General features: G+C 68.8%; 13 protein-coding genes. 2 read left to right on the forward strand and 11 right to left on the reverse strand.

Annotated elements, in window-relative coordinates:
• Position 1: 1 nt before the first annotated feature.
• From N7640_RS19300 to glnE, 11 genes are all read right to left on the reverse strand, one after another.
• On the reverse strand, positions 2-1,123 hold the full coding sequence (locus tag N7640_RS19300; RefSeq protein ID WP_279904270.1) for a glycosyltransferase: 1,122 nt from the start codon (positions 1,121-1,123) through the stop codon (positions 2-4).
• A 113-nt stretch (positions 1,124-1,236) separates the two neighbouring features.
• A complete protein-coding gene (locus N7640_RS19305; RefSeq protein ID WP_279904199.1) occupies positions 1,237-2,991 on the reverse strand; it encodes a carbamoyltransferase in 1,755 nt (584 codons plus the stop codon).
• Between the two features lie 135 nt (positions 2,992-3,126).
• Positions 3,127-4,548: a lipopolysaccharide kinase InaA family protein gene (locus tag N7640_RS19310; RefSeq protein WP_279904200.1), complete on the reverse strand. Its 1,422-nt coding sequence runs from the start codon at positions 4,546-4,548 to the stop codon at positions 3,127-3,129.
• Positions 4,548-5,291, reverse strand: coding sequence for a lipopolysaccharide kinase InaA family protein (locus N7640_RS19315; RefSeq protein WP_279904201.1), 744 nt, complete (start codon positions 5,289-5,291; stop codon positions 4,548-4,550). The genes N7640_RS19310 and N7640_RS19315 overlap by 1 nt, the downstream gene beginning before the upstream one ends.
• A complete protein-coding gene (locus N7640_RS19320) occupies positions 5,288-6,022 on the reverse strand; it encodes a lipopolysaccharide kinase InaA family protein (RefSeq protein WP_279904202.1) in 735 nt (244 codons plus the stop codon). Before N7640_RS19320 ends, N7640_RS19315 begins: the two co-directional genes overlap by 4 nt.
• On the reverse strand, positions 6,022-6,828 hold the full coding sequence (rfaP, locus tag N7640_RS19325; protein ID WP_279904203.1) for a lipopolysaccharide core heptose(I) kinase RfaP: 807 nt from the start codon (positions 6,826-6,828) through the stop codon (positions 6,022-6,024). The genes N7640_RS19320 and rfaP overlap by 1 nt, the downstream gene beginning before the upstream one ends.
• 226 nt (positions 6,829-7,054) lie before the next feature.
• Positions 7,055-8,176: a glycosyltransferase family 4 protein gene (locus N7640_RS19330; protein WP_279904204.1), complete on the reverse strand. Its 1,122-nt coding sequence runs from the start codon at positions 8,174-8,176 to the stop codon at positions 7,055-7,057.
• Positions 8,176-9,180: a lipopolysaccharide heptosyltransferase I gene (gene waaC / locus N7640_RS19335; protein WP_279904205.1), complete on the reverse strand. Its 1,005-nt coding sequence runs from the start codon at positions 9,178-9,180 to the stop codon at positions 8,176-8,178. The genes N7640_RS19330 and waaC overlap by 1 nt, the downstream gene beginning before the upstream one ends.
• The gene (gene waaF, locus N7640_RS19340) at positions 9,177-10,214 is read right to left on the reverse strand and encodes a lipopolysaccharide heptosyltransferase II (RefSeq protein ID WP_279904206.1); all 1,038 of its coding nucleotides are present in this window, start codon (positions 10,212-10,214) and stop codon (positions 9,177-9,179) included. Before waaF ends, waaC begins: the two co-directional genes overlap by 4 nt.
• Before the next feature lie 152 nt (positions 10,215-10,366).
• Positions 10,367-11,290: a branched-chain amino acid transaminase gene (locus N7640_RS19345; protein WP_279904207.1), complete on the reverse strand. Its 924-nt coding sequence runs from the start codon at positions 11,288-11,290 to the stop codon at positions 10,367-10,369.
• Positions 11,291-11,337: 47 nt separating this feature from the next.
• Positions 11,338-14,241 (reverse strand): bifunctional [glutamate--ammonia ligase]-adenylyl-L-tyrosine phosphorylase/[glutamate--ammonia-ligase] adenylyltransferase, encoded by a 2,904-nt coding sequence (gene glnE, locus N7640_RS19350; RefSeq protein ID WP_279904208.1) that lies wholly within the window; start codon positions 14,239-14,241, stop codon positions 11,338-11,340.
• A gap of 242 nt (positions 14,242-14,483) precedes the next feature.
• Here glnE and aceE point away from each other — a divergent pair, with 242 nt between their 5' ends.
• Both aceE and aceF read left to right on the forward strand, forming a co-directional pair.
• The gene (gene aceE / locus N7640_RS19355) at positions 14,484-17,129 is read left to right on the forward strand and encodes a pyruvate dehydrogenase (acetyl-transferring), homodimeric type (RefSeq protein WP_220811472.1); all 2,646 of its coding nucleotides are present in this window, start codon (positions 14,484-14,486) and stop codon (positions 17,127-17,129) included.
• An 11-nt stretch (positions 17,130-17,140) separates the two neighbouring features.
• Positions 17,141-18,812, forward strand: a 1,672-nt coding sequence (aceF, locus tag N7640_RS19360; RefSeq protein WP_279906222.1) for a dihydrolipoyllysine-residue acetyltransferase, incomplete at its 3' end; no start/stop codon positions are given.

Below are 18,812 nucleotides of genomic sequence, written 5' to 3' on the forward strand. Positions count from 1 at the left end.
CTCAGCGCAGCGCGGCGCACATGGGGAGGGACCAGAAGCGGTGGCGCACCGCCTGGTCGGAGAAGCGCTGCTCAAGGCGCTCCTGTATGCGCTGGTGCAGCGACTGCGGGTCGCCGCCCTGCGCCTGGCGCAGCAGCGCCGCCGCCAGCTCGTCCGCCGCCCCGAGCGGGAACAGTTCGCCGACGCCCTGCACGACCTCGCGCCCGCCGCCGCAGTCGGTGCCGATCACCGGCACATCGGCCGCCATCGCCTCCAGCAGCACCATGCCGAAGGGCTCGTGGTCGGAGCTGAGGGCGAAGACATCGAAGGCCCGGAAGTAGCGGCGCCCCTGGGGCACCTGGCCGAGGAAACGCACCGACTCGCTCACCCCGAGCTCGACGGCCAGCGCCTTCAGCGAGCCCTCCAGCCGGCCACTGCCCATGATCGCCAGCAGGCTGCCGGCCGGCAGTTGCGGCAGTGCCTGGGCGAAGCCGCGGATCAGGGTGGCCTGGTCCTTGTCCGGGTGCAGGCGACCGACGTTGCCGACCACCCAGGCGTCCTGCGGCAGGCCGAGATGCTCGCGGGCGGCCTCGCGGGAGACCTGCTCGGCCCTCAGCGCAGCCACGTCGATGCGGTTGTACAGGGTCTCGATGCGCTCGGCGGGCCAGCCCGGCAGGCAGGCGCGCATGTCATCGCGCACCGCGTCGGAGACGCCGAGCAGCGCCAGGCGCGTATTGAAGAAGTTGGCGAACAGTCGTCGCGAGCGCCGCTGGTAGTCGCCGAAGGCATGGTGCACGCCGATCACCGGCAGGTCGCTGCCGAGCAGGGCGATGTAGATCGGCTTGAAGCGGTGGGCGATGCACAGAGCGAAGTCGCGCGACGCGGCGATATGCCGGAAGTCACGAATGGCAGCCAGCTTCAGGCCGCGCACCTGGCGGCTGGAGTAGTCGAGGAAGATCACCTCGTCGGAGGCCGAGCCCTGCTCGACCTCGACGCTCGGCGCGCCGGTCAGGTAGACGGTGCAGACCTTGTAGGACGTACCGGCGAACAGCGCGGCGTACTGCCGCGCGCAGTCGAGGAAGGGGCCGTCGTAACCGTGGCAGAACTGCAGTATCCACTGCTCTGGCTGGCTGCGCGTCGGCAGGGCGTCGTTGAGTGCCGCCTCGGAATGCTCATTTACCACAGCAAACTCCGCTTCCTCGGCGGCCCTCGCCTAGCCCTGCGCTAGCTCGCTCAGCCAGGTGACGGCCAGGCGCCTCAGATGTTGTCATACCAGTCCTTGCCGTCCTTGACCACGAGGATGTCTTCCATGATCAGGTACTGCAGGTCCGAGCCATAGAACATGTTCAGCGCATCGGTCGGCGAGCAGATCATCGGCTCGCCGCGGCGGTTGAGCGAGGTGTTCAGCGACACGCCGTTGCCGGTCAGCTTCTCCAGCTCGACCATCAGGTCGTACCAGCGCGGGTTGAAGCGGCGCTCCAGCACCTGGGCGCGCGAGGTGCCGTCCTCGTGCACCACTTCGCCGACGCGGTTCTTCCACTCGTCGTTGACCTCGAAGGTGAAGGTCATGAACGGGCTCGGATGGTCGACCTTGAGCATCTGCGGCGCCACGGTGTCGAGCATCGACGGGCAGAAGGGCCGCCAGCGCTCGCGGAACTTGATCTGCTCGTTGATGCGGTCGGCCACGCCCGGCACGCTCGGGCAACCGATGATCGAACGACCGCCAAGGGCGCGCGGGCCGAACTCCATGCGGCCCTGGAACCAGGCCACGGGATTCGCGTCGACCATGATCCTGGCGATGCGCTGTGGAGTGTTCTCGATGCGCTTGAACACCGGCTTGCTCGGGTGGCGGGCGCAGGCGGCGATCACGTCCTCGTTGGAGTAGGACGGGCCGAGGTAGACGTGCTCCATCTTCTCCACCGGCACGCCGCGCTGGTGCGAGACGTAGGCGGCGGCGCCGACCGAGGTGCCGGCGTCACCGGAAGCCGGCTGCACGAACAGCTCCTTCACGTCGTCGCGGGCGATGATCTTCTGGTTCAGCTTGACGTTCAGCGCACAGCCGCCGGCGAAGGCGATCTTGCCGGTTTCCTTGAGGATGTCGCCGAGGTAGTACTCCATCATCTCCAGCGCCAGCTTCTCGAACAGCGCCTGCATGCTGGCGGCGTAGTGGATGTACGGGTCGTCGGCGATGTCGCCCTGGCGCTTCGGCCCCAGCCACTCGATCAGCTTGGGCGAGAAGTAGTAGCCCTTACCGTTTTCCTTGTAGCGACGGAAGCCGATGACGTTGGCGTAGTCGGTGTTGATGATCAGCTCGCCGTTCTCGAACTTGGCCAGGCGCGAGAAATCGTACTTGGCCGCGTCGCCGTAGGGCGCCATGCCCATGACCTTGAACTCGCCGTCGAGCATCTCGAAGCCGAGGAATTCGGTGATCGCACCGTACAGGCCGCCGAGGGAGTCCGGATCGTAGAACTCCTTGATCTTGTGGATCCTGCCGTTCTCGCCCCAGCCGAAGAAGGTGGTGGCGTACTCGCCCTTGCCGTCGATGCCGAGGATCGCGGTCTTCTCCTTGAAGCCCGAGCAGTGGTAGGCGCTGGAGGCGTGGGCCAGGTGGTGCTCGACCGGTTCGATCCTGACCTTCTTCAGGTCGAAGCCCAGCTGCTCCAGGCACCACTGGATCTTCTTGTGGTAGCGCTTGTAGCGGCGGTTGCCCATCAGGATCGCGTCGAGCGAGCGGTCCGGGGCGTACCAGTAGCGCTTGGCGTAGTGCCAGCGGGCCTTGCCGAACAGGCTGATGGGGGCGAAGGGAATCGCCACCACGTCGACGTCGGACGGCTTGATCCCGGCCTGTTCCAGGCAGAACTTGGCGGACTCGTAGGGCATGCGGTTCTTCGCATGCTTGTCGCGCACGAAGCGCTCTTCCTCGACCGCCGCGATCAACTTGCCGTCGATGTACAGGGCGGCGGACGGGTCATGGCTGAGCGCGCCGGACAGGCCGAGAATGGTCAGTGCCACGGGAAAGCCTCTTGCAGCTGCGGGCGGGCGAACCGCCGCGGAGAAAGGGTGGAAGGCGAGCACGGGCTCGCCCAAGCAAAGCGGGGGATTATAGCGGCTGCACCTGGCCGAGGGTATTCCGCCCGGCGCCGACCCCTAGAGTCGTGGCAGACGCTGGTCCAGCAATGCGTGCAGGGGGGTGTCGGGCGCCCAGTTGCGCAGGAAGCGCGCCCGGTCGCGGGCATAGGCGCGGGCGAAGCCGGCCTGGCCGCGGTGCTGGCGCATGGCGTCCAGGTCAATCAGGCTCCAGCGGCCGTCGTCCCAGAACAGGTTGTGGCCTTTGAAGTCGCCATGGCTGATGCGCTCGCGGATCAGCGCGGCGAACAGCCGGTCCAGGGCCTCCAGCTCCACTTCCGGAGGCGCGCCGTCGACATGCGGGGCGAAGCGCGCGATCAGGTCCTCGCCGGCGCAGTGCTCGGTGACCAGGTAGGCCCGCCCGCGCAGCCAGCACCAGCGGTGCTCGATCACCGCCAGCGGGCGCGGCGTGGCGATGCCCAGCAACTCCAGGCGATGCCCCTCGATCCAGCTGTGCCAGGCCCGGCTCGGGCGCCAGAAGCGCTTGAGCCAGTGCAACCAGTGCTTGATGTTGTAGCGCTTGACCACCAGCGGCCGGCCGTTCAGCTCGACGCGCGAGACCGTGGCCGCGCCGCCGGTCTTGTAGAGGTGGCCGGCGTCGATGCGTGCGTCGAGTTGCGTCAGCAGCGGCGCCAACTCGGCTTCCTGCTCGCGGCGCACCACGCGCAGGCCGAAGGCGCCGATCCGGGCGGCGAACAGGCTGCAATCGCGGCCGGCCTTCTTCAGGTAGTCACCCAGCCGCCAGCGGCGCACCTTCGCCACCTCATCGAGCAGCGCCTCCAGCGGCAGGGCGTGCTCGGCGTTGGCCAGCAGGTAGTGCACCAGCAGCTCTTCGGTGAAGGGCTCCAGTTCGGCCGGCAGCTGGGCGAAGAACACACCGAGGTTTTCCAGCACCCGCGGGCGTGACAGCGGCTGGCCGGCCGTCTCGACCTGCACGCCGCCGCCGTCGATCACGTGCAGACGGCCGTCGTGGCGCAGCAGGTTGTCCAGGTGCAGGTCGGCCTGCCACAGGCCCCGGGCGTGCAGCCGGCCGATGGCGTCCAGGGCCTCGCCCAGCACCGCCTGCTGGGCGGTGGACAGCAGCGGCTCGCGCTCCACGGCGCGCCAGGCGTCCCACAGGCTCTCCGCGCCGTCGAGATAGTCGAACAGCAGCCCGCCGCCCTGCCCGGCCGCGAAACCTTCGGCCAACAGCGCCGGCGTGGTCAGGCCCTGCTCGGCGAGCAGGCGCGCGCCGGCCAGTTCGCGCTGGAAATGCCGCTCGGCCTTGCCGCCGACCAGCAGCTTGGCCAGCACCGCGCGGCCGCGCCAGCGCGCCAGGCCGACATAGCGCTGCCCCGGCAGCACCCGCAGCAGGCGCTCCATCACCAGCGGCTCGCCGCCCAGCTCCAGCGAGAGCGGCAGGGCCGGCGCGCGGCCGGCCTGCTGCAGTTCGTCCAGGCGCATCAGCGCGACTCCTTGTGTCGGCGGCGGGCGCCCAGGCGCCGGCTCCAGCGCTCGACCGCCCCGCCCTCGCCCAGGTAGGCCACCAGCAGCTGGCGCACCTCGGCCTCGCTCCAGGCGCCGGCGCGGCGCAGCAGCGGCTCCAGGTCCCTGATCCGGTCGCGCTCGCCCAGCAGCAGCGGGCGGGTCTTCTCCAGGTCGATCAGTTGTGCCTCGAAGCCGTCGCCGGCCTCGCGCAGGAAGATGTGCTTGGGGTAGAAGCAGCCATGCACCTGCCCGGCGTCGTGCAGGCGCCGCGCCAGCTCGCCGCAGGCGCGCAGGATGGCGCCGCGGCGCGCCGCCTCCAGCGAATCCCACTGGCGCAGCCAGTGGTCCAGGTCCTGCCAGCCGTCGAGGGCGCGGGTCAGGAGGATGGCGCGGCGCTCTCCGGGCACCCGGCGCTCGGCGAAGAAGGCGGCCTGCAGGGCGGGAATGCCCCGCTCGGCGTAGCGGCGGATGTTGCGGAACTCGCGGGCGAAGGTCGGCTCGCCCAGCGGGCGCAGCAGGCTGCGGGTCAGGTGGTTACTCTGCCGCTTGAGGTAGTAGGCGGCGTCGCCCAGGTCCAGGCGGTAGACGCTGCTCCAGCCACCGCGCTCGGTGTTGGGCTCGTCCACCGCCTCCAGCCTGAGCGCCCACAGCGCGTCGTAGTCGGCCAGTCCGTGGCGTTCGAGGATGGCGCGATCCTCGGCGGCGATGAAATCGCTCATTCCCTGCCCTCGAAGAATTTCAGGATCTGCCGCACCCGGCGCTTATCGCCGGCGCTCAGGCGCTCGCGACCGCGGTACTGCAGGTAGAAGCGCAGGCGCTGACTGCGCGACAGCACCTTGCTGGCCACCTTGTCCAGGCAGGCCAGGTCCTTGACGATGCGGTAGCGCAGCAGCGGCCCCCACCAGAAGGCGCCGGTCGGGCAGTCGATCAGGAACAGCTCGGCGCGGTCGTTGACCAGCAGGTTGCGCCACTTCAGGTCGTTGTGGGCGAAGTGGTGGTCGTGCAGGGTGCGGGTCGCGCCGGCCAGCTGGCGGCTGACCCCGTCCACCCAGGCCGGGTCGCGCAGGCGCGCGTCGCCCCGGTTGGCCAGCGCCGCCAGATCGTGGGTATTTTCCAGCTCGCGGGTGATCAGCGCACCGCGCACGAAGGCGCCGCCCTTGCGCTCCAGGCCGAAGGCGACGATGGGTGCGGTGGGGATGCCCCACTTGGCGAAATGCTTGAGGTTCTGCCACTCGGCCTTGACCCGCGGCCGGCCGATGTAGCGGCGCAGCCCCTTGCCGGCGCCCCAGTAGCGCTTGACGTAGTAGCGCACGCCATCGCGCTCGATGACGATCACCTCGGACAGCGGGTCGCGGGTCAGGGGCCGGCCCTCCAGGGCGAACACCCGCTGCAGGTCGCCGAAGTCCGCGGCCAGGTGGGCGTAGCCCGGGTCGAGCGTCCATCCCGCCATCAGAGCGCGTCCCCGTAGCGCTGCTTGCGCGCGTAGAGCTTGTCCGCCTTGCGCTCCAGCCAGGCCAGCAGGCGCGCCTCGTCGCGCAGGATGTCGCGCAATGAGCGCTGGAAGTAGACGCGCAGGAAGCGCAGCCGGTCGCGGCGGGTCAGGCCGATATCCAGCACCGAGAAGTACAGCGCGGCCAGGTCCTTGTCGCGCCAGCGGGTCGGCGTGGCGGCGCGCACCTGGGCGCGGTGCAGGTCGATCAGCGAGAGGCGGAAGTCGTCGGCGGTCACCGGCTTGTCGGTGTGCAGCAGGAAGTGACAGATGTAGCAGTCGCGGTGGTTGACCCCGGCGCGATGCATGGTGCCGGTCATGCGCGCCACCTCGGCGATCAGCGCGCGCTTGAGGCGCGGCTGCGGCGGCTGCCGGGCCCAGTCCAGGGTCAGCTGCTCCAGGTCGGTGGTCGGCGCCAGTTCCTCGGTGACGATGAAGGAATGCTGCGCCGCCGGATTGGCGCCGCGCTCGCCGTAGGCAACGGCGGTCATGGTCGGCACGCCGGCCTCGGTCAGGTGCTGGATGGCCGCCCATTCCTGGCCTGCGCCAAGCACCGGCAGCTTGGCGGTGAGCAGATTCTTGACGATCTCGCCCCAGCCGATGCCGCGGTGGATCTTGACGAAGTAGCCGCGTCCGGCCACCTCGGTGCGCAGGGTGCGGCGGCCTTCCAGCTCGCGGTAGACCTGGCCCTGCAGGCGCTCGACCTCGACGAAGGGGTCCTTGCCCGTCCATAGCGTCTTGAACGGCTCGGCGAGGATCAGGCGCATGGGACCTCCACCGTGCGGTTTTGCCCCTGACTCCCGGATTCCATCCGGGCTACAGACCGGAACTCTGCGTAGGGTGCGCCATGCGCACCGGTGCTGCGGAAACCGGTGCGCACGGCGCACCCTACATTGAAACCGTATGAAGGCTCATGAGTGAAAGCGATACTTTCAGACAGCCCTCGAATCCCCCTCAGGAAGGTGAACGGAGTCGTTGCGCGACGCCATCTCTTCATGCGCGCTCCGCCAGGATCACGTCGGCCGCGCGCTGCGGCATGGAATACAGGTCTGCCGAGTCGGCGAAGGCCAGGCCGTTGGCGCCCCAGCACTCCCGCGCAGCATCGTTGGCGAGCATCTCGGCCAGCATCCGGTTGCAGGTCTCCTGCTCGAACGGACCGGGCACCACGCGCCCGGCGTCGGCCTCGGCGATGTAGTGGGCGTAGCCGCACACCGCGCTGACCAGCACCGGCAGCCCCGAGACCACCGCCTCCAGCAGCACGGTGCCGGTGTTCTCGTTGTAGGCCGGGTGGATCAGCAGGTCGGCGCCGAGCAGGAAGCGCGGAATGTCGCTGCGGCCCTTGAGAATCTGCACCTGATCCGACAGGCCAAGCGCCTTGACCTGCAGCAGGAAAGGCTTGGGATCGTCCTGGCCGATGGCGATCAGGCGGGTGCGTTTCTTCAGCTCGCGAGGCAGCGCGGCCAGGGCCTTGAGGCTGCGGTCCAGGCCCTTGGTCTTGAAGCCGGAGCCGATCTGCACCAGCAGCAGGTCGTCGTCGGCCAGCCTGAACTCTCGGCGGAATTCGGCGCGTATCTCGGCGGCGTTGGCCGGCGCGCGACGGTCCTGGGCGATGCCCGGCGGCAGCAGGTGGAAACGCTCTGCCGGCGTGGCGTAGTGTTTGACGAACAGCGGCTGCTGCACCTCGGAGATCATCAGGATCTCGGTCTTCGAGCCGGGGGCGAACACCGCCCGCTCGTAGTCGGCGAAGTGCTTGTAGCGGCCCCAGCGCTTGTAGATCGGTGCGCGCAGGGTCTGCGCCTTGTCCTCGTAGCAACCGTCGGCGGCGTAGTACACGTCCAGCCCCGGCATCTTGTTGAAGCCCACCACCCGGTCCACCGGGTCGCGCGCCAGGTCGGAGGCCAGCCAGGCGCTGAACTTCTCGTTGCGGTGGTGGTTGAAGAACGCCTTGATCGGCGCCACCCGCACGTCGAAGCCGGGCGGCACCTCGCCCTCCCAGATCGGCGTGTAGACGCGGATGGCGTGGCCGCGCGCCTGGCATTCCAGGGCGATGCGCATGAAGTCGCGCTGCAGGCCGCCGAACGGGAAGTACTTGTAGAGCACGAAGGCCAGTTGCATCAGACGGCCTCCTGCTGCGCCAGCAGCAAGGCGTTCAGCTCGTCGCCCACGCGCCGGGCGTCGAGGCCGTCGAAGCACGGCTTGCGGCGGTCGCCCCGGCCGGCATCCGGACCGCTGGCGCACAGGTGCACCTGGCCGCGGCCGTAGGCGCCGACCTTGCCCGGCAGGGTCGGCCCGTAGAGGGAGAGGGTCGGCACATCGAGCGCCGCAGCCAGGTGGCCGAGGCCGGTGTCCACGGCGACGCAGGCGGTGGCGCCGGCGATCACCTTGGCCACGCCGGCCAGGCTCAGTTTCGGCAGCACGGCGGCGTTGTCGATGCCGGCGACGATGCGCTGGGCGCGCTCGCGCTCCACCTCGTTGCCCCAGGGCAGGCGGATCGCCCAGCCCTGCCCGGCCATGCGTTCGGCCAGTGCGCGCCAGTCGGCTTCCGGCCAGTGCTTGCTGGCCCAGGTGGTGCCATGCAGGAACAGCAGGTAGGGCTGCGCCGAGGCATCCGCCATGGCCGCGCGGTCCAGGCCGTAGTCGCCGATCTGTTGCGGCAGTTCATAGCCGAGCGCCTGTGCGAACAGCTGGCGGGTGCGTTCCAGGGCGTGCTGCTCCCTGGGCACCGGGTACAGGCGGTCGTAGAAGCGGCAGGCGATGGGCTCGCGCGCCGAGTCGCGGTCCAGGCCGGCCACCGGCGCCTTGGCGTAGCGGGTCAGCACGGCGCTCTTGAACAGGCCCTGGGCGTCGATCACCAGGTCGTAGTCGACCTCGCCCAGGCGCTGCTTGAAGCGCCGCCATTCGCCGCTCTTCCAGGTCTGCAGCAGGTGCTTGCGCCAGCGGCGGATGGCCACCGGGATCACCTGGGCCACGGCCGGGTGCCAGGCCGGAATCTCGGCGAAACCCTCCTCCACCACCCAGTCGAACTGGATGCCGGGAATGGCCCGCGCCGCGTCGGTGAGCGCCGGCAGGGTGTGGATCACGTCGCCGAGGGACGAGGTCTTGATCAGCAACACCCTCATCCGGCGACCTCAACGGGGTCGCCGGCGAGACGCTCCAGCGCCTCCAGTACCGGACGCGGCTTCAGCTCGCGCAGGCAGTTGTAGTGGCCGAAGCGGCAGGTGCGGTCGAAGCAGGGGCTGCAGTCCAGGCCCAGGCGGACGATCTCCACCCGGTCCGCCAGCGGCGGGGTGAACTGCGGCGAGGTGGAGCCGTACACCGACACCAACGGGCGGTTCAGCGCGGCGGCCACGTGCATCAGGCCGGAGTCGTTGGAGACCACGGCGCCGGCGGCGGACATCAGGTCGATGGCCTCGGCCAGGCTGGTCGCGCCGGCCAGGTTGACCGCCTCCTCGCGCAGGCCGGGGATCAGGCGGTTGCGGATGTCCTCGCAGCCGGGATGGTCGTTCTTCGAGCCGAACAGCCAGACCTGCCAGCCGGCGCGGATCTTGACCTCCGCCACCTTGGCGTAGTGCTCCACCGGCCAGCGCTTGGCCTCGCCGAACTCGGCGCCGGGGCACAGGGCCAGCACCGGTCGGTCCAGGCCCAGGCCGAACTTGGCCAGGGCCGCGTCGAGGCTGGCCTCGTCGATGGCCAGGCGCGGCTGCGGGTAGGGCCGGGGAATCTCGGCGCCCGGCTCGTAGGCGAGCGCCATGAAGCGCTCGATCATCAGCGGGTAGCGTGCCTTGTCCAGCTTGCGGATGTCGTTGAGCAGGCCGTAGCGCATCTCGCCCTTCCAGCCGGTGCGCCTGGGAATCCCGGCGAAGAACGGCACCAGCGCCGACTTCAGCGAGTTGGGCAGCAGGATCGCCTGGTCGTACCGGCCGGCCAGGGACTTGCCGATCCGCCGGCGGGTGGCGATGTCCAGCACGCCGTGGCCGAGCGGGAAGCTCAGCGCCTGGCGCACCTCGGGCATGCGTTCGAGGATCGGCCGGCTCCACTCGGGGGCCAGCACGTCGATCTCGCAGCCGGGATGACGCTGCCTGAGGCAGACGAACAGCGTCTGCGCCATCACCATGTCGCCGACCCAGCTGGGACCTACGATCAGTATTCTCATCAGGGCTCCGGAAATGAGCGGGGAGGCTCGCGCCTCCCCAGTCACCGCCTCTTTATAGTCGCTCGACCGGCTCGCCGGGGCGAGCATGCCTCGGCGAAACGACCGATTCGTGACTACAAGATCGGGGCGCAGTCACGCTTTTTCAATCGGTCTCACTTGACCGGGGTGCGCCACTCGGCGTGGGTGCCGGTCTTGCCGGTGACCAGGTCGAAGTAGGCCTTCTGCAGCTTCTCGGTGACCGGGCCGCGGCTGCCGATGCCGATCTGGCGGCCGTCCACCTCTCGAATCGGCGTGACCTCGGCGGCGGTGCCGGTGAAGAAGGCCTCGTCGGCGATGTACACCTCGTCGCGGGTGATGCGCTTCTCCACCACCTCGATGCCCAGCTCGGCGGCCAGGGTCAGGAGGGTGGCGCGGGTGATGCCGTTCAGGCAGGAGGTCACTTCCGGGGTGTACACCACGCCGTTCTTAACCAGGAAGATGTTCTCGCCCGAGCCCTCGGCCACGTAGCCTTCCGGGTCCAGCAGCAGAGCCTCGTCGGCGCCGCCGGAGATGGCTTCCTGCAGGGCCAGCATCGAGTTGATGTAGTTGCCGTTGGCCTTGGCGCGGGTCATGGAGATGTTGACGTGGTGGCGGGTGAAGGAGCTGGTGCGCACCTTGATGCCTTTCTGCAACGCTTCTTCGCCCATGTAGGCGCCCCAATGCCAGGCGGCGACGATCACCCGCACCTTCAGGCCGGTGGCGCGCAGGCCCATGGCCTCGCTTCCGTAGAACACCATCGGGCGGATGTAGGCGGTTTCCAGGTTGTTCTCGCGCACGGCGGCGCGGGTGGCTTCGTTGATCTCCTCCTTAGTGAAGGGGATCTTCATGCCCATGATGTGGGCCGAGTCGAACAGGCGGTCGGTGTGCGCCTGGAGGCGGAAGATGGCGGTGCCGTCCGGGGTGTTGTAGGCGCGTACGCCCTCGAACACGCCCATGCCGTAGTGCAGGGTATGGGTCAGTACGTGGGTGGTCGCTTCGCGCCACTGCACCAGTTCGCCGTCATACCAGATCACGCCATCGCGGTCGGCCATCGACATCTTTGCCACTCCTCAAGAGTTCGTTTCGTTAAGCCCGCGGGCCCGGATCAGCTCAGCCCCAGCTCGCGCCACAGGCGCATCACGCTGCGCCGTTCCTCGGCGAACTGGTCGCCGCCCACCTTGCCCGGCTGTTTCTGCAGCGCCTGCCGGTGGGCGGCGGAGCGATAGGCCTTGTAGGCCTCCTGCAGCAGCTCGACGTCGGCGGCGGGCATCAGCCCGACATCGCGCAGGCCGTCGAGAATGCGGATGTTGTCGGTGTAGCGGTGCAGCTCGGGATGCTGCCGCGACCACGCCAGGGCCGCGTATTGCACCATAAATTCGATATCGACGATACCACCGGCGTCCTGCTTCAGATCGAAGGAGGACGCCGCCTCGAAGGCATTTTCCGCGGTGCCGGCGGCAGTCGCCGGGGTGCCCAGGTTGTCGCGCATCTTGGCGCGCATCTCGCTGACTTCCGCCTGCAGCGTGGCCGGGTCGCGCTCGCGTTCGAGGATCGCCGCCCGCACCCGCTCGAAGCCAGCCGCCACCCGCTCGCAGCCGGCCAGCACCCGGGCGCGCACCAGGGCCTGGTGCTCCCAGGTCCAGGCCTCGCTCTCCTGGTAGCGCTGGAACGCGCCGAGGGCGCTGACCAGCAGCCCCGCCGCGCCGGACGGGCGCAGGCGCATGTCCACCTCGTAGAGCTGACCCGAGGTGGTCTGGGTGGTCAGTAGGTGGATGATGCGCTGGCCCAGGCGGGCGAAGAACTGGGCGCCGTCGATGGGCTTGGCGCCGTCGGTCTCGGCCTGGGAGTCGCCGTCGTGGATGAACACCAGGTCCAGGTCGGAGCCATGGCCCAGCTCCAGTCCGCCGACCTTGCCGTAGCCGACGATGATGAAGTCCGGGTCGCACAGGCTGCCGTCGGCGCGCCGCGGCGTGCCGTGCTTGGCCACGGTCTGGCGCCAGGCCAGGGCCAGCACCTGGTCGAGGATGGCCTCGGCCAGCCAGGTCAGGTAGTCGCTGACCTTCATCAATGGCAGGGTGCCGGCGATCTCCGAGGCGGCCACGCGCAGGCCGTGGGCCAGCTTGAAGTGGCGCAGGGCCTCCATCTGCTGTTCCAGATCGTCCTCGGGGATGCGGGTCAAGCGCTCGCGCAGCTCGGCGGCCAGCTCCGGCGCCAGCGGCGGCTTGAACAGGCGGCCCTCGTTGAGCAGTTCGTCGAGCAGCAGCGGGAAGCGGGTGATCTGCTCGGCGATCCACGGGCTGGCCGCGCACAGGGTCATCAGCCGCAGCAGCGCGCCGGGGTTCTCGGTGAGCAGCACCAGGTAGGCCGAGCGCCGCGCCACCGCCTCGACCAGGGGCAGCACCCGCTCCAGCACCAGGTCCGGCTTGTCGTGTTCCACCGCCTGGGCCAGCAGGCGCGGGACGAAGGCGTCCAGGCGCTCGCGGCCGAGGCGCTGCATGGTGCGCACCTGGGTGCCGCCGCGCAGGTCGATCAGCCGCTTGAGCGCGGCCGCCGGGTCCTCGAAGCCGGCCTCGGCCAGCTGGCGCTCGGCCATGTCCGGCTCCAGCGCCTCCTCCCACAGCGGCAGCCACTCGCCGCCGACGCAGGTCTCGACCTCGCCGTCGTCCTCCTCGTCCGGGTCGGCGATGACCTGGCGGAAGTGCCACTCGATGCGCCCGCGCCAGTACGCCAGCTGTTCGTGGAAGCTCGCCCAGTCGGCGAAGCCCATGATGCAGGCCACCCGCGCACGGTCGAGGTCGTCGTCCGGCAGCATCTGGGTCTGGCGGTCGGCGATGGCCTGCAGGGCGTGCTCGGTGTAGCGCAGGAATTCGTAACCCTCCTTCATCTCGGCGACCACCGCCGGCGGCAGGTAGCCCTGGCCCTCCAGGGTGTCGAGCACCTTGAGCAGAGGCCGCTGCTGCAGACTGAGGTCGCGCCCGCCGTGGATCAGCTGGAAGGCCTGGGCGATGAACTCCACCTCGCGGATGCCGCCGGAGCCGAGCTTGACGTTGTCGCTCATGCCCTTGCGCCGCACTTCCTGCTGGATCAGCTGCTTCATCGAGCGCAGCGCCTCGATGGCGGAGAAGTCCAGGTAGCGGCGGTAGACGAAGGGCCGCAGCATCTCCAGCAGCTGCTTGCCGGCGGCCTGGTCGCCGCCGACCACCCGCGCCTTGATCATGGCGTAGCGCTCCCAGTCGCGGCCCTGGTCCTGGTAGTACTGCTCCAGCGCGTTGAAGCTGAGCACCAGCGCGCCGGACGAGCCGTAGGGCCGCAGACGCATGTCGACGCGGAACACGAAGCCCTCGACGGTGATCGCGTCGAGTGCCTTGATCAGGCGCTGGCCCAGGCGGGTGAAGAACTCCTGGTTGTCCAGCGAGCGCTTCACGCCCTCGGTCTCGCCGCCTTCCGGGTAGCCGAAGATCAGGTCGATGTCCGAGGACAAATTGAGTTCGAAGGCGCCCAGCTTGCCCATGCCGAGGATGACCAAGTGCTGCGCCTGGCCGGAGCGGCTGCCGATCGGCGTGCCGAACTGCTCGCAGTGGCGCGGGTAGAGCCACTGGTAGGCGCCGTCGATGCAGGCGTCGGCCAGGTCGGAGAGGTCGCGGCAGGTCTCGGCCAGGTCGGCCAGGCGGTTCAGGTCGCGCCAGATGATGCGCACCTGCTGGCGGTTGCGGAAGCGACGCAGGCGGCGGCCCAGTTCGTCCTCGTCGGCGCAGTCCGCCAGCAGGGCCTGCAGTTGCTCGCGCAGTTCGCCCGCGGCGAAACGCCGCTCCAGCTCGCCGCTGTCGCCCAGCGCCGGCAGCAACCCGGCATCGCGCACAGCCTGCTCGTGGACGAAATCGCTGAGCGCGCAGAGCCGTCGCCAGGCCTCCGTCCGTGTCGCGGACCAGCCCTCGGGCAGCAGCGCGGAGGCACGGTCGGCGAGGGGTTGAAGGGCGGTCGGCAGGGCTGCCAGTGGGGGCAAACTCATGGTCTATCCTTGGGGACGGGCGGTGAAACCCGAATCCACCCAGGCGCCACTGCCCTTGCTGAAAACTGTAGTTTTACTACTAAAGAATGTGTCCCGGGCTCTACAGCTGCCATCGAAATGTAGTAAAACTACAAAAGCGACCACGAGCACCCTGGTCGACCACGACTTCACGTGGCCCGCCCAAAAAGCGGGCACGAGCCCAGGCCTCCGATTCTGGAAGCCTTTCCGCCCTGGAGCAAGCCATGCAAGACCTCGATCCCGTCGAAACCCAGGAATGGCTGGACGCCCTCGAGTCCGTCCTCGACAAAGAGGGTGAAGACCGCGCCCACTACCTGCTGACCCGCATGGGCGAACTGGCCACCCGCAGCGGCACCCAGCTGCCCTACGCGATCACCACGCCCTACCGCAACACCATCCCGGTCGGCCACGAGGCACGCATGCCCGGCGACCTGTTCATGGAGCGCCGCATCCGTTCGCTGGTGCGCTGGAACGCCCTGGCCATGGTGATGCGCACCAACCTGCAGGACCCGGACCTCGGCGGCCACATCTCCAGCTTCGCCTCCAGCGCGACCCTCTACGACATCGGCTTCAACTACTTCTTCCAGGCCCCGACCGAGGAGCACGGCGGCGACCTGGTGTTCTACCAGGGCCACGCCAGCCCCGGCATCTACGCCCGCGCCTTCCTCGAAGGGCGGATCAGCGAAGAGCAGATGAACAACTTCCGCCGCGAGGTGGACGGCAAGGGCCTGCCCTCCTACCCGCACCCCTGGCTGATGCCGGACTTCTGGCAGTTCCCCACCGTATCCATGGGCCTGGGCCCGATTCAGGCGATCTACCAGGCGCGCTTCATGAAGTACCTGGAGAGCCGCGGCTACATCCCCGCCGGCAAGCAGAAGGTCTGGTGCTTCATGGGCGACGGCGAGTGCGACGAGCCAGAATCCCTCGGCGCCATTTCCCTGGCCGGCCGCGAGAAGCTGGACAACCTGATCTTCGTCATCAACTGCAACCTGCAGCGCCTGGACGGCCCGGTGCGCGGCAACGGCAAGATCATCCAGGAGCTGGAAGGCGTGTTCCGCGGCGCCGAGTGGAACGTCAACAAGGTGGTCTGGGGCCGCTTCTGGGACCCGCTGTTCGCCAAGGACAAGGACGGCCTGCTGCAGCAACGCATGGACGAAGTGATCGACGGCGAGTACCAGAACTACAAGGCGAAGGACGGCGCCTACGTGCGCGAGCACTTCTTCAACAGCCCCGAGCTGAAGGAGATGGTCAAGGACCTCTCCGACCAGGAGATCTGGAACCTCAACCGCGGCGGCCACGACCCCTACAAGATGTACGCGGCCTATCACCAGGCGGTTAACCACCAGGGCCAGCCGACCGTGATCCTGGCCAAGACCATCAAGGGCTACGGCACCGGCGCGGGCGAGGCGAAGAACACCGCGCACAACACCAAGAAAGTCGATATCGATAGCCTGAAGAAATTCCGCGACCGCTTCGACATCCCGGTCAATGACGACGAGCTGGAGAACCTGCCCTTCGTCCAGGCCGAGCCGGGCAGCCCGGAATACAAGTACCTGCACGAGCGCCGCGGCGCCCTCGGCGGCTTCGTGCCGCAGCGCCGCACCCAGAGCTTCAGCATCCCGACCCCGCCGCTGGATACCCTCAAGGCGATCCTCGATGGCACCGGCGACCGCGACATCTCCACCACCATGGCCTTCGTGCGCATCCTCTCGCAGCTGGTCAAGGACAAGGACCTGGGCGCGCGCATCGTACCCATCGTGCCGGACGAGGCGCGCACCTTCGGCATGGAGGGCATGTTCCGCCAGCTCGGCATCTACTCGTCCGTGGGCCAGCTCTACGAGCCGGTCGACAAGGACCAGGTGATGTTCTACCGCGAGGACAAGAAGGGCCAGATCCTCGAGGAAGGCATCAACGAGGCCGGCGCCATGTCCAGCTGGATCGCCGCCGGCACCTCGTACTCCACCCACAACCAGCCGATGCTGCCGTTCTACATCTTCTACTCGATGTTCGGCTTCCAGCGCATCGGCGACCTGGCCTGGGCCGCCGGCGACAGCCGTGCCCGCGGCTTCCTGGTCGGCGGCACCGCCGGGCGCACCACGCTCAACGGCGAGGGCCTGCAGCACGAGGACGGCCACAGCCACATCATGGCCTCGACCATCCCCAACTGCCGCACCTACGACCCGACCTACGGCTACGAGCTGGCCGTGATCATCCGCCACGGCATCAAGGAGATGATCGAACAGCAGCAGAACGTCTTCTACTACATCACCGTGATGAACGAGTCCTACCAGCAGCCGGCCCTGCCGGCCGGCGCCGAGGACGGCATCATCAAGGGCATGTACCTGCTCGAAGAGGACAAGAAAGAGGCCGCCCACCACGTCCAGCTGCTGGGCAGCGGCACCATCCTGCGCGAGGTGCGCGAGGCGGCGAAGATCCTGCGTGACGAGTTCAACATCGGCTCGGACGTGTGGAGCGTCACCAGCTTCAACGAACTGCGCCGCGACGGCCTGGCGGTGGAACGCTGGAACCGCCTGCACCCGGGCCAGAAGCCGCGCCAGGCGTTCATCCAGGAATGCCTGTCCGGACGCAAGGGCCCGGTGGTGGCCAGCACCGACTACATGAAGCTGTTCGCCGAGCAGGTGCGCCAGTGGGTGCCCAGCAAGGAATACAAGGTGCTCGGCACCGACGGCTTCGGTCGCAGCGACAGCCGCAAGAAACTGCGCCACTTCTTCGAAGTGGACCGCTACTGGGTGGTGCTGGCCGCGCTCGAGGCGCTGGTCGACCGGGGCGAGATCGAAGCCAAGGTGCTGGCCGACGCCATCGCCAAGTTCGGCATCGACCCCGAAAAAACCAACCCCCTGGACTGCTGAGGAGACGCATTGTGAGCGAGTTGATTCGCGTACCCGATATCGGCGGCGAAGGTGAAGTGATCGAACTGCTGGTCAAGGTCGGTGATCGCATCGAGGCCGAACAGAGCCTGCTGACCCTGGAGTCGGACAAGGCCTCCATGGAGGTCCCCTCGCCCAAGGCCGGGGTGATCAAGGAGCTGAAGGTCAAGCTGGGCGACCGCCTCAAGGAAGGCGACGAGCTGCTGGTGCTGGACGTCGAGGGCGATGCCCAGGCGGCCGAGCCCGCCGCCGCTGCCGAACCGAGCCCGCCGACCCAGGCCGTCGACGAAGCCGAGGCGCCCGGCGCCGCCGCGCCACAACCGGCGCCAGCGCCGACCGGCGAAAGCGTGCAGGACATCCGCGTGCCGGACATCGGTTCGGCCGGCAAGGCCAAGGTCATCGAAGTGCTGGTCAAGGTCGGCGACAGCATCGAGGCCGACCAGTCGCTGATCACCCTGGAGTCGGACAAGGCCAGCATGGAAATCCCCTCGCCGGCCGCCGGCGTGGTGGAGGAAGTGCTGGTCAAGCTGGACGCCGAGGTCGGCACCGGCGACCCGATCCTCAAACTGAAGGTGGCGGGAGGCGCCCCGCAGGAATCCGCTGCCGCGCCGGCCGCTCAGCAAGAGGCGGCCGCACCTGCCGACTCGACCGTGCACCGCACTCCGCCCGGTGCCAGGCCCGAGGTGGCCGCCGAAGTCGGTGCCATCGCCGCCCTGTCCGCGGCCGCCGCCGCGGTCACAGCCCCCGTGCGCGACGGCAGCAAGGTGCACGCGGGACCTGCCGTGCGCATGATCGCCCGCGAGTTCGGCGTCGACCTGGCCGCCGTCCCCGGCACCGGACCCAAGGGCCGCATCCTCAAGGAAGACGTGCAGGCCTACGTCAAGGCCGCGCTGCAGCGGCCCAAGGACGCGCCGGCCGGCGCCACCGGCGGCGCCGGCATCCCGCCGATCCCGGAAGTGGACTTCAGCAAGTTCGGCCCGGTGGAAGAAGTGGCCATGACCCGCCTGATGCAGGTCGGCGCCCTCAACCTGCACCGCAGCTGGCTCAACGTGCCCCACGTGACCCAGTTCGACAACGCCGACATCACCGAGCTGGAAGCCTTCCGCGTGGCACAGAAGGCGGTGGCGGAGAAGGCCGGGGTCAAGCTGACCGTGCTGCCGCTGCTGCTCAAGGCCTGCGCCCATCTGCTCAGGGAACTGCCGGACTTCAACAGCTCGCTGGCGCCGAGCGGCAAGGCGCTGATCCGCAAGGGCTACGTGCACATCGGCTTCGCCGTGGACACCCCGGACGGCCTGCTGGTGCCGGTGATCCGCGACGTCGACCGCAAGAGCCTGCTGCAACTGGCCGGCGAGGCCGCCGAACTGGCGGAGAAGGCGCGCACCAAGAAACTCTCGCCGGACGCCATGCAGGGCGCCTGCTTCACCATCTCCAGCCTCGGCCACATCGGCGGCACCGGCTTCACGCCGATCGTCAACGCGCCGGAAGTGGCAATCCTCGGCGTCAGCAAGGCCACCATGCAGCCGGTGTGGGACGGCCAGGCCTTCCAGCCGCGCCTGATGCTGCCGCTGTCGCTGTCCTACGACCACCGCGTGATCAACGGCGCCGCCGCCGCCCGCTTCACCAAGCGCCTGGGCGAGGTGCTCGGGGATATCCGCACCCTGCTGC

Source organism: Pseudomonas sp. GD04015 (assembly GCF_029837675.1).
In the GTDB taxonomy this organism is placed as follows: Bacteria; Pseudomonadota; Gammaproteobacteria; order Pseudomonadales; family Pseudomonadaceae; genus Aquipseudomonas; species Aquipseudomonas paralcaligenes.

Excerpts from the sequence above, each read along its gene's own strand:
- N7640_RS19310 (WP_279904200.1), bottom strand. The coding sequence starts at position 4,548 with ATGCGCCTGGACGAACTGCAGCAGGCCGGCCGCGCGCCGGCCCTGCCG.
- N7640_RS19315 (WP_279904201.1), bottom strand. The coding sequence starts at position 5,291 with ATGAGCGATTTCATCGCCGCCGAGGATCGCGCCATCCTCGAACGCCAC.
- N7640_RS19320 (WP_279904202.1), bottom strand. The coding sequence starts at position 6,022 with ATGGCGGGATGGACGCTCGACCCGGGCTACGCCCACCTGGCCGCGGAC.
- rfaP (WP_279904203.1), bottom strand. The coding sequence starts at position 6,828 with ATGCGCCTGATCCTCGCCGAGCCGTTCAAGACGCTATGGACGGGCAAG.
- N7640_RS19330 (WP_279904204.1), bottom strand. The coding sequence starts at position 8,176 with ATGCAACTGGCCTTCGTGCTCTACAAGTACTTCCCGTTCGGCGGCCTG.
- waaC (WP_279904205.1), bottom strand. The coding sequence starts at position 9,180 with ATGAGGGTGTTGCTGATCAAGACCTCGTCCCTCGGCGACGTGATCCAC.
- waaF (WP_279904206.1), bottom strand. The coding sequence starts at position 10,214 with ATGAGAATACTGATCGTAGGTCCCAGCTGGGTCGGCGACATGGTGATG.
- N7640_RS19345 (WP_279904207.1), bottom strand. The coding sequence starts at position 11,290 with ATGTCGATGGCCGACCGCGATGGCGTGATCTGGTATGACGGCGAACTG.
- glnE (WP_279904208.1), bottom strand. The coding sequence starts at position 14,241 with ATGAGTTTGCCCCCACTGGCAGCCCTGCCGACCGCCCTTCAACCCCTC.
- aceE (WP_220811472.1), top strand. The coding sequence starts at position 14,484 with ATGCAAGACCTCGATCCCGTCGAAACCCAGGAATGGCTGGACGCCCTC.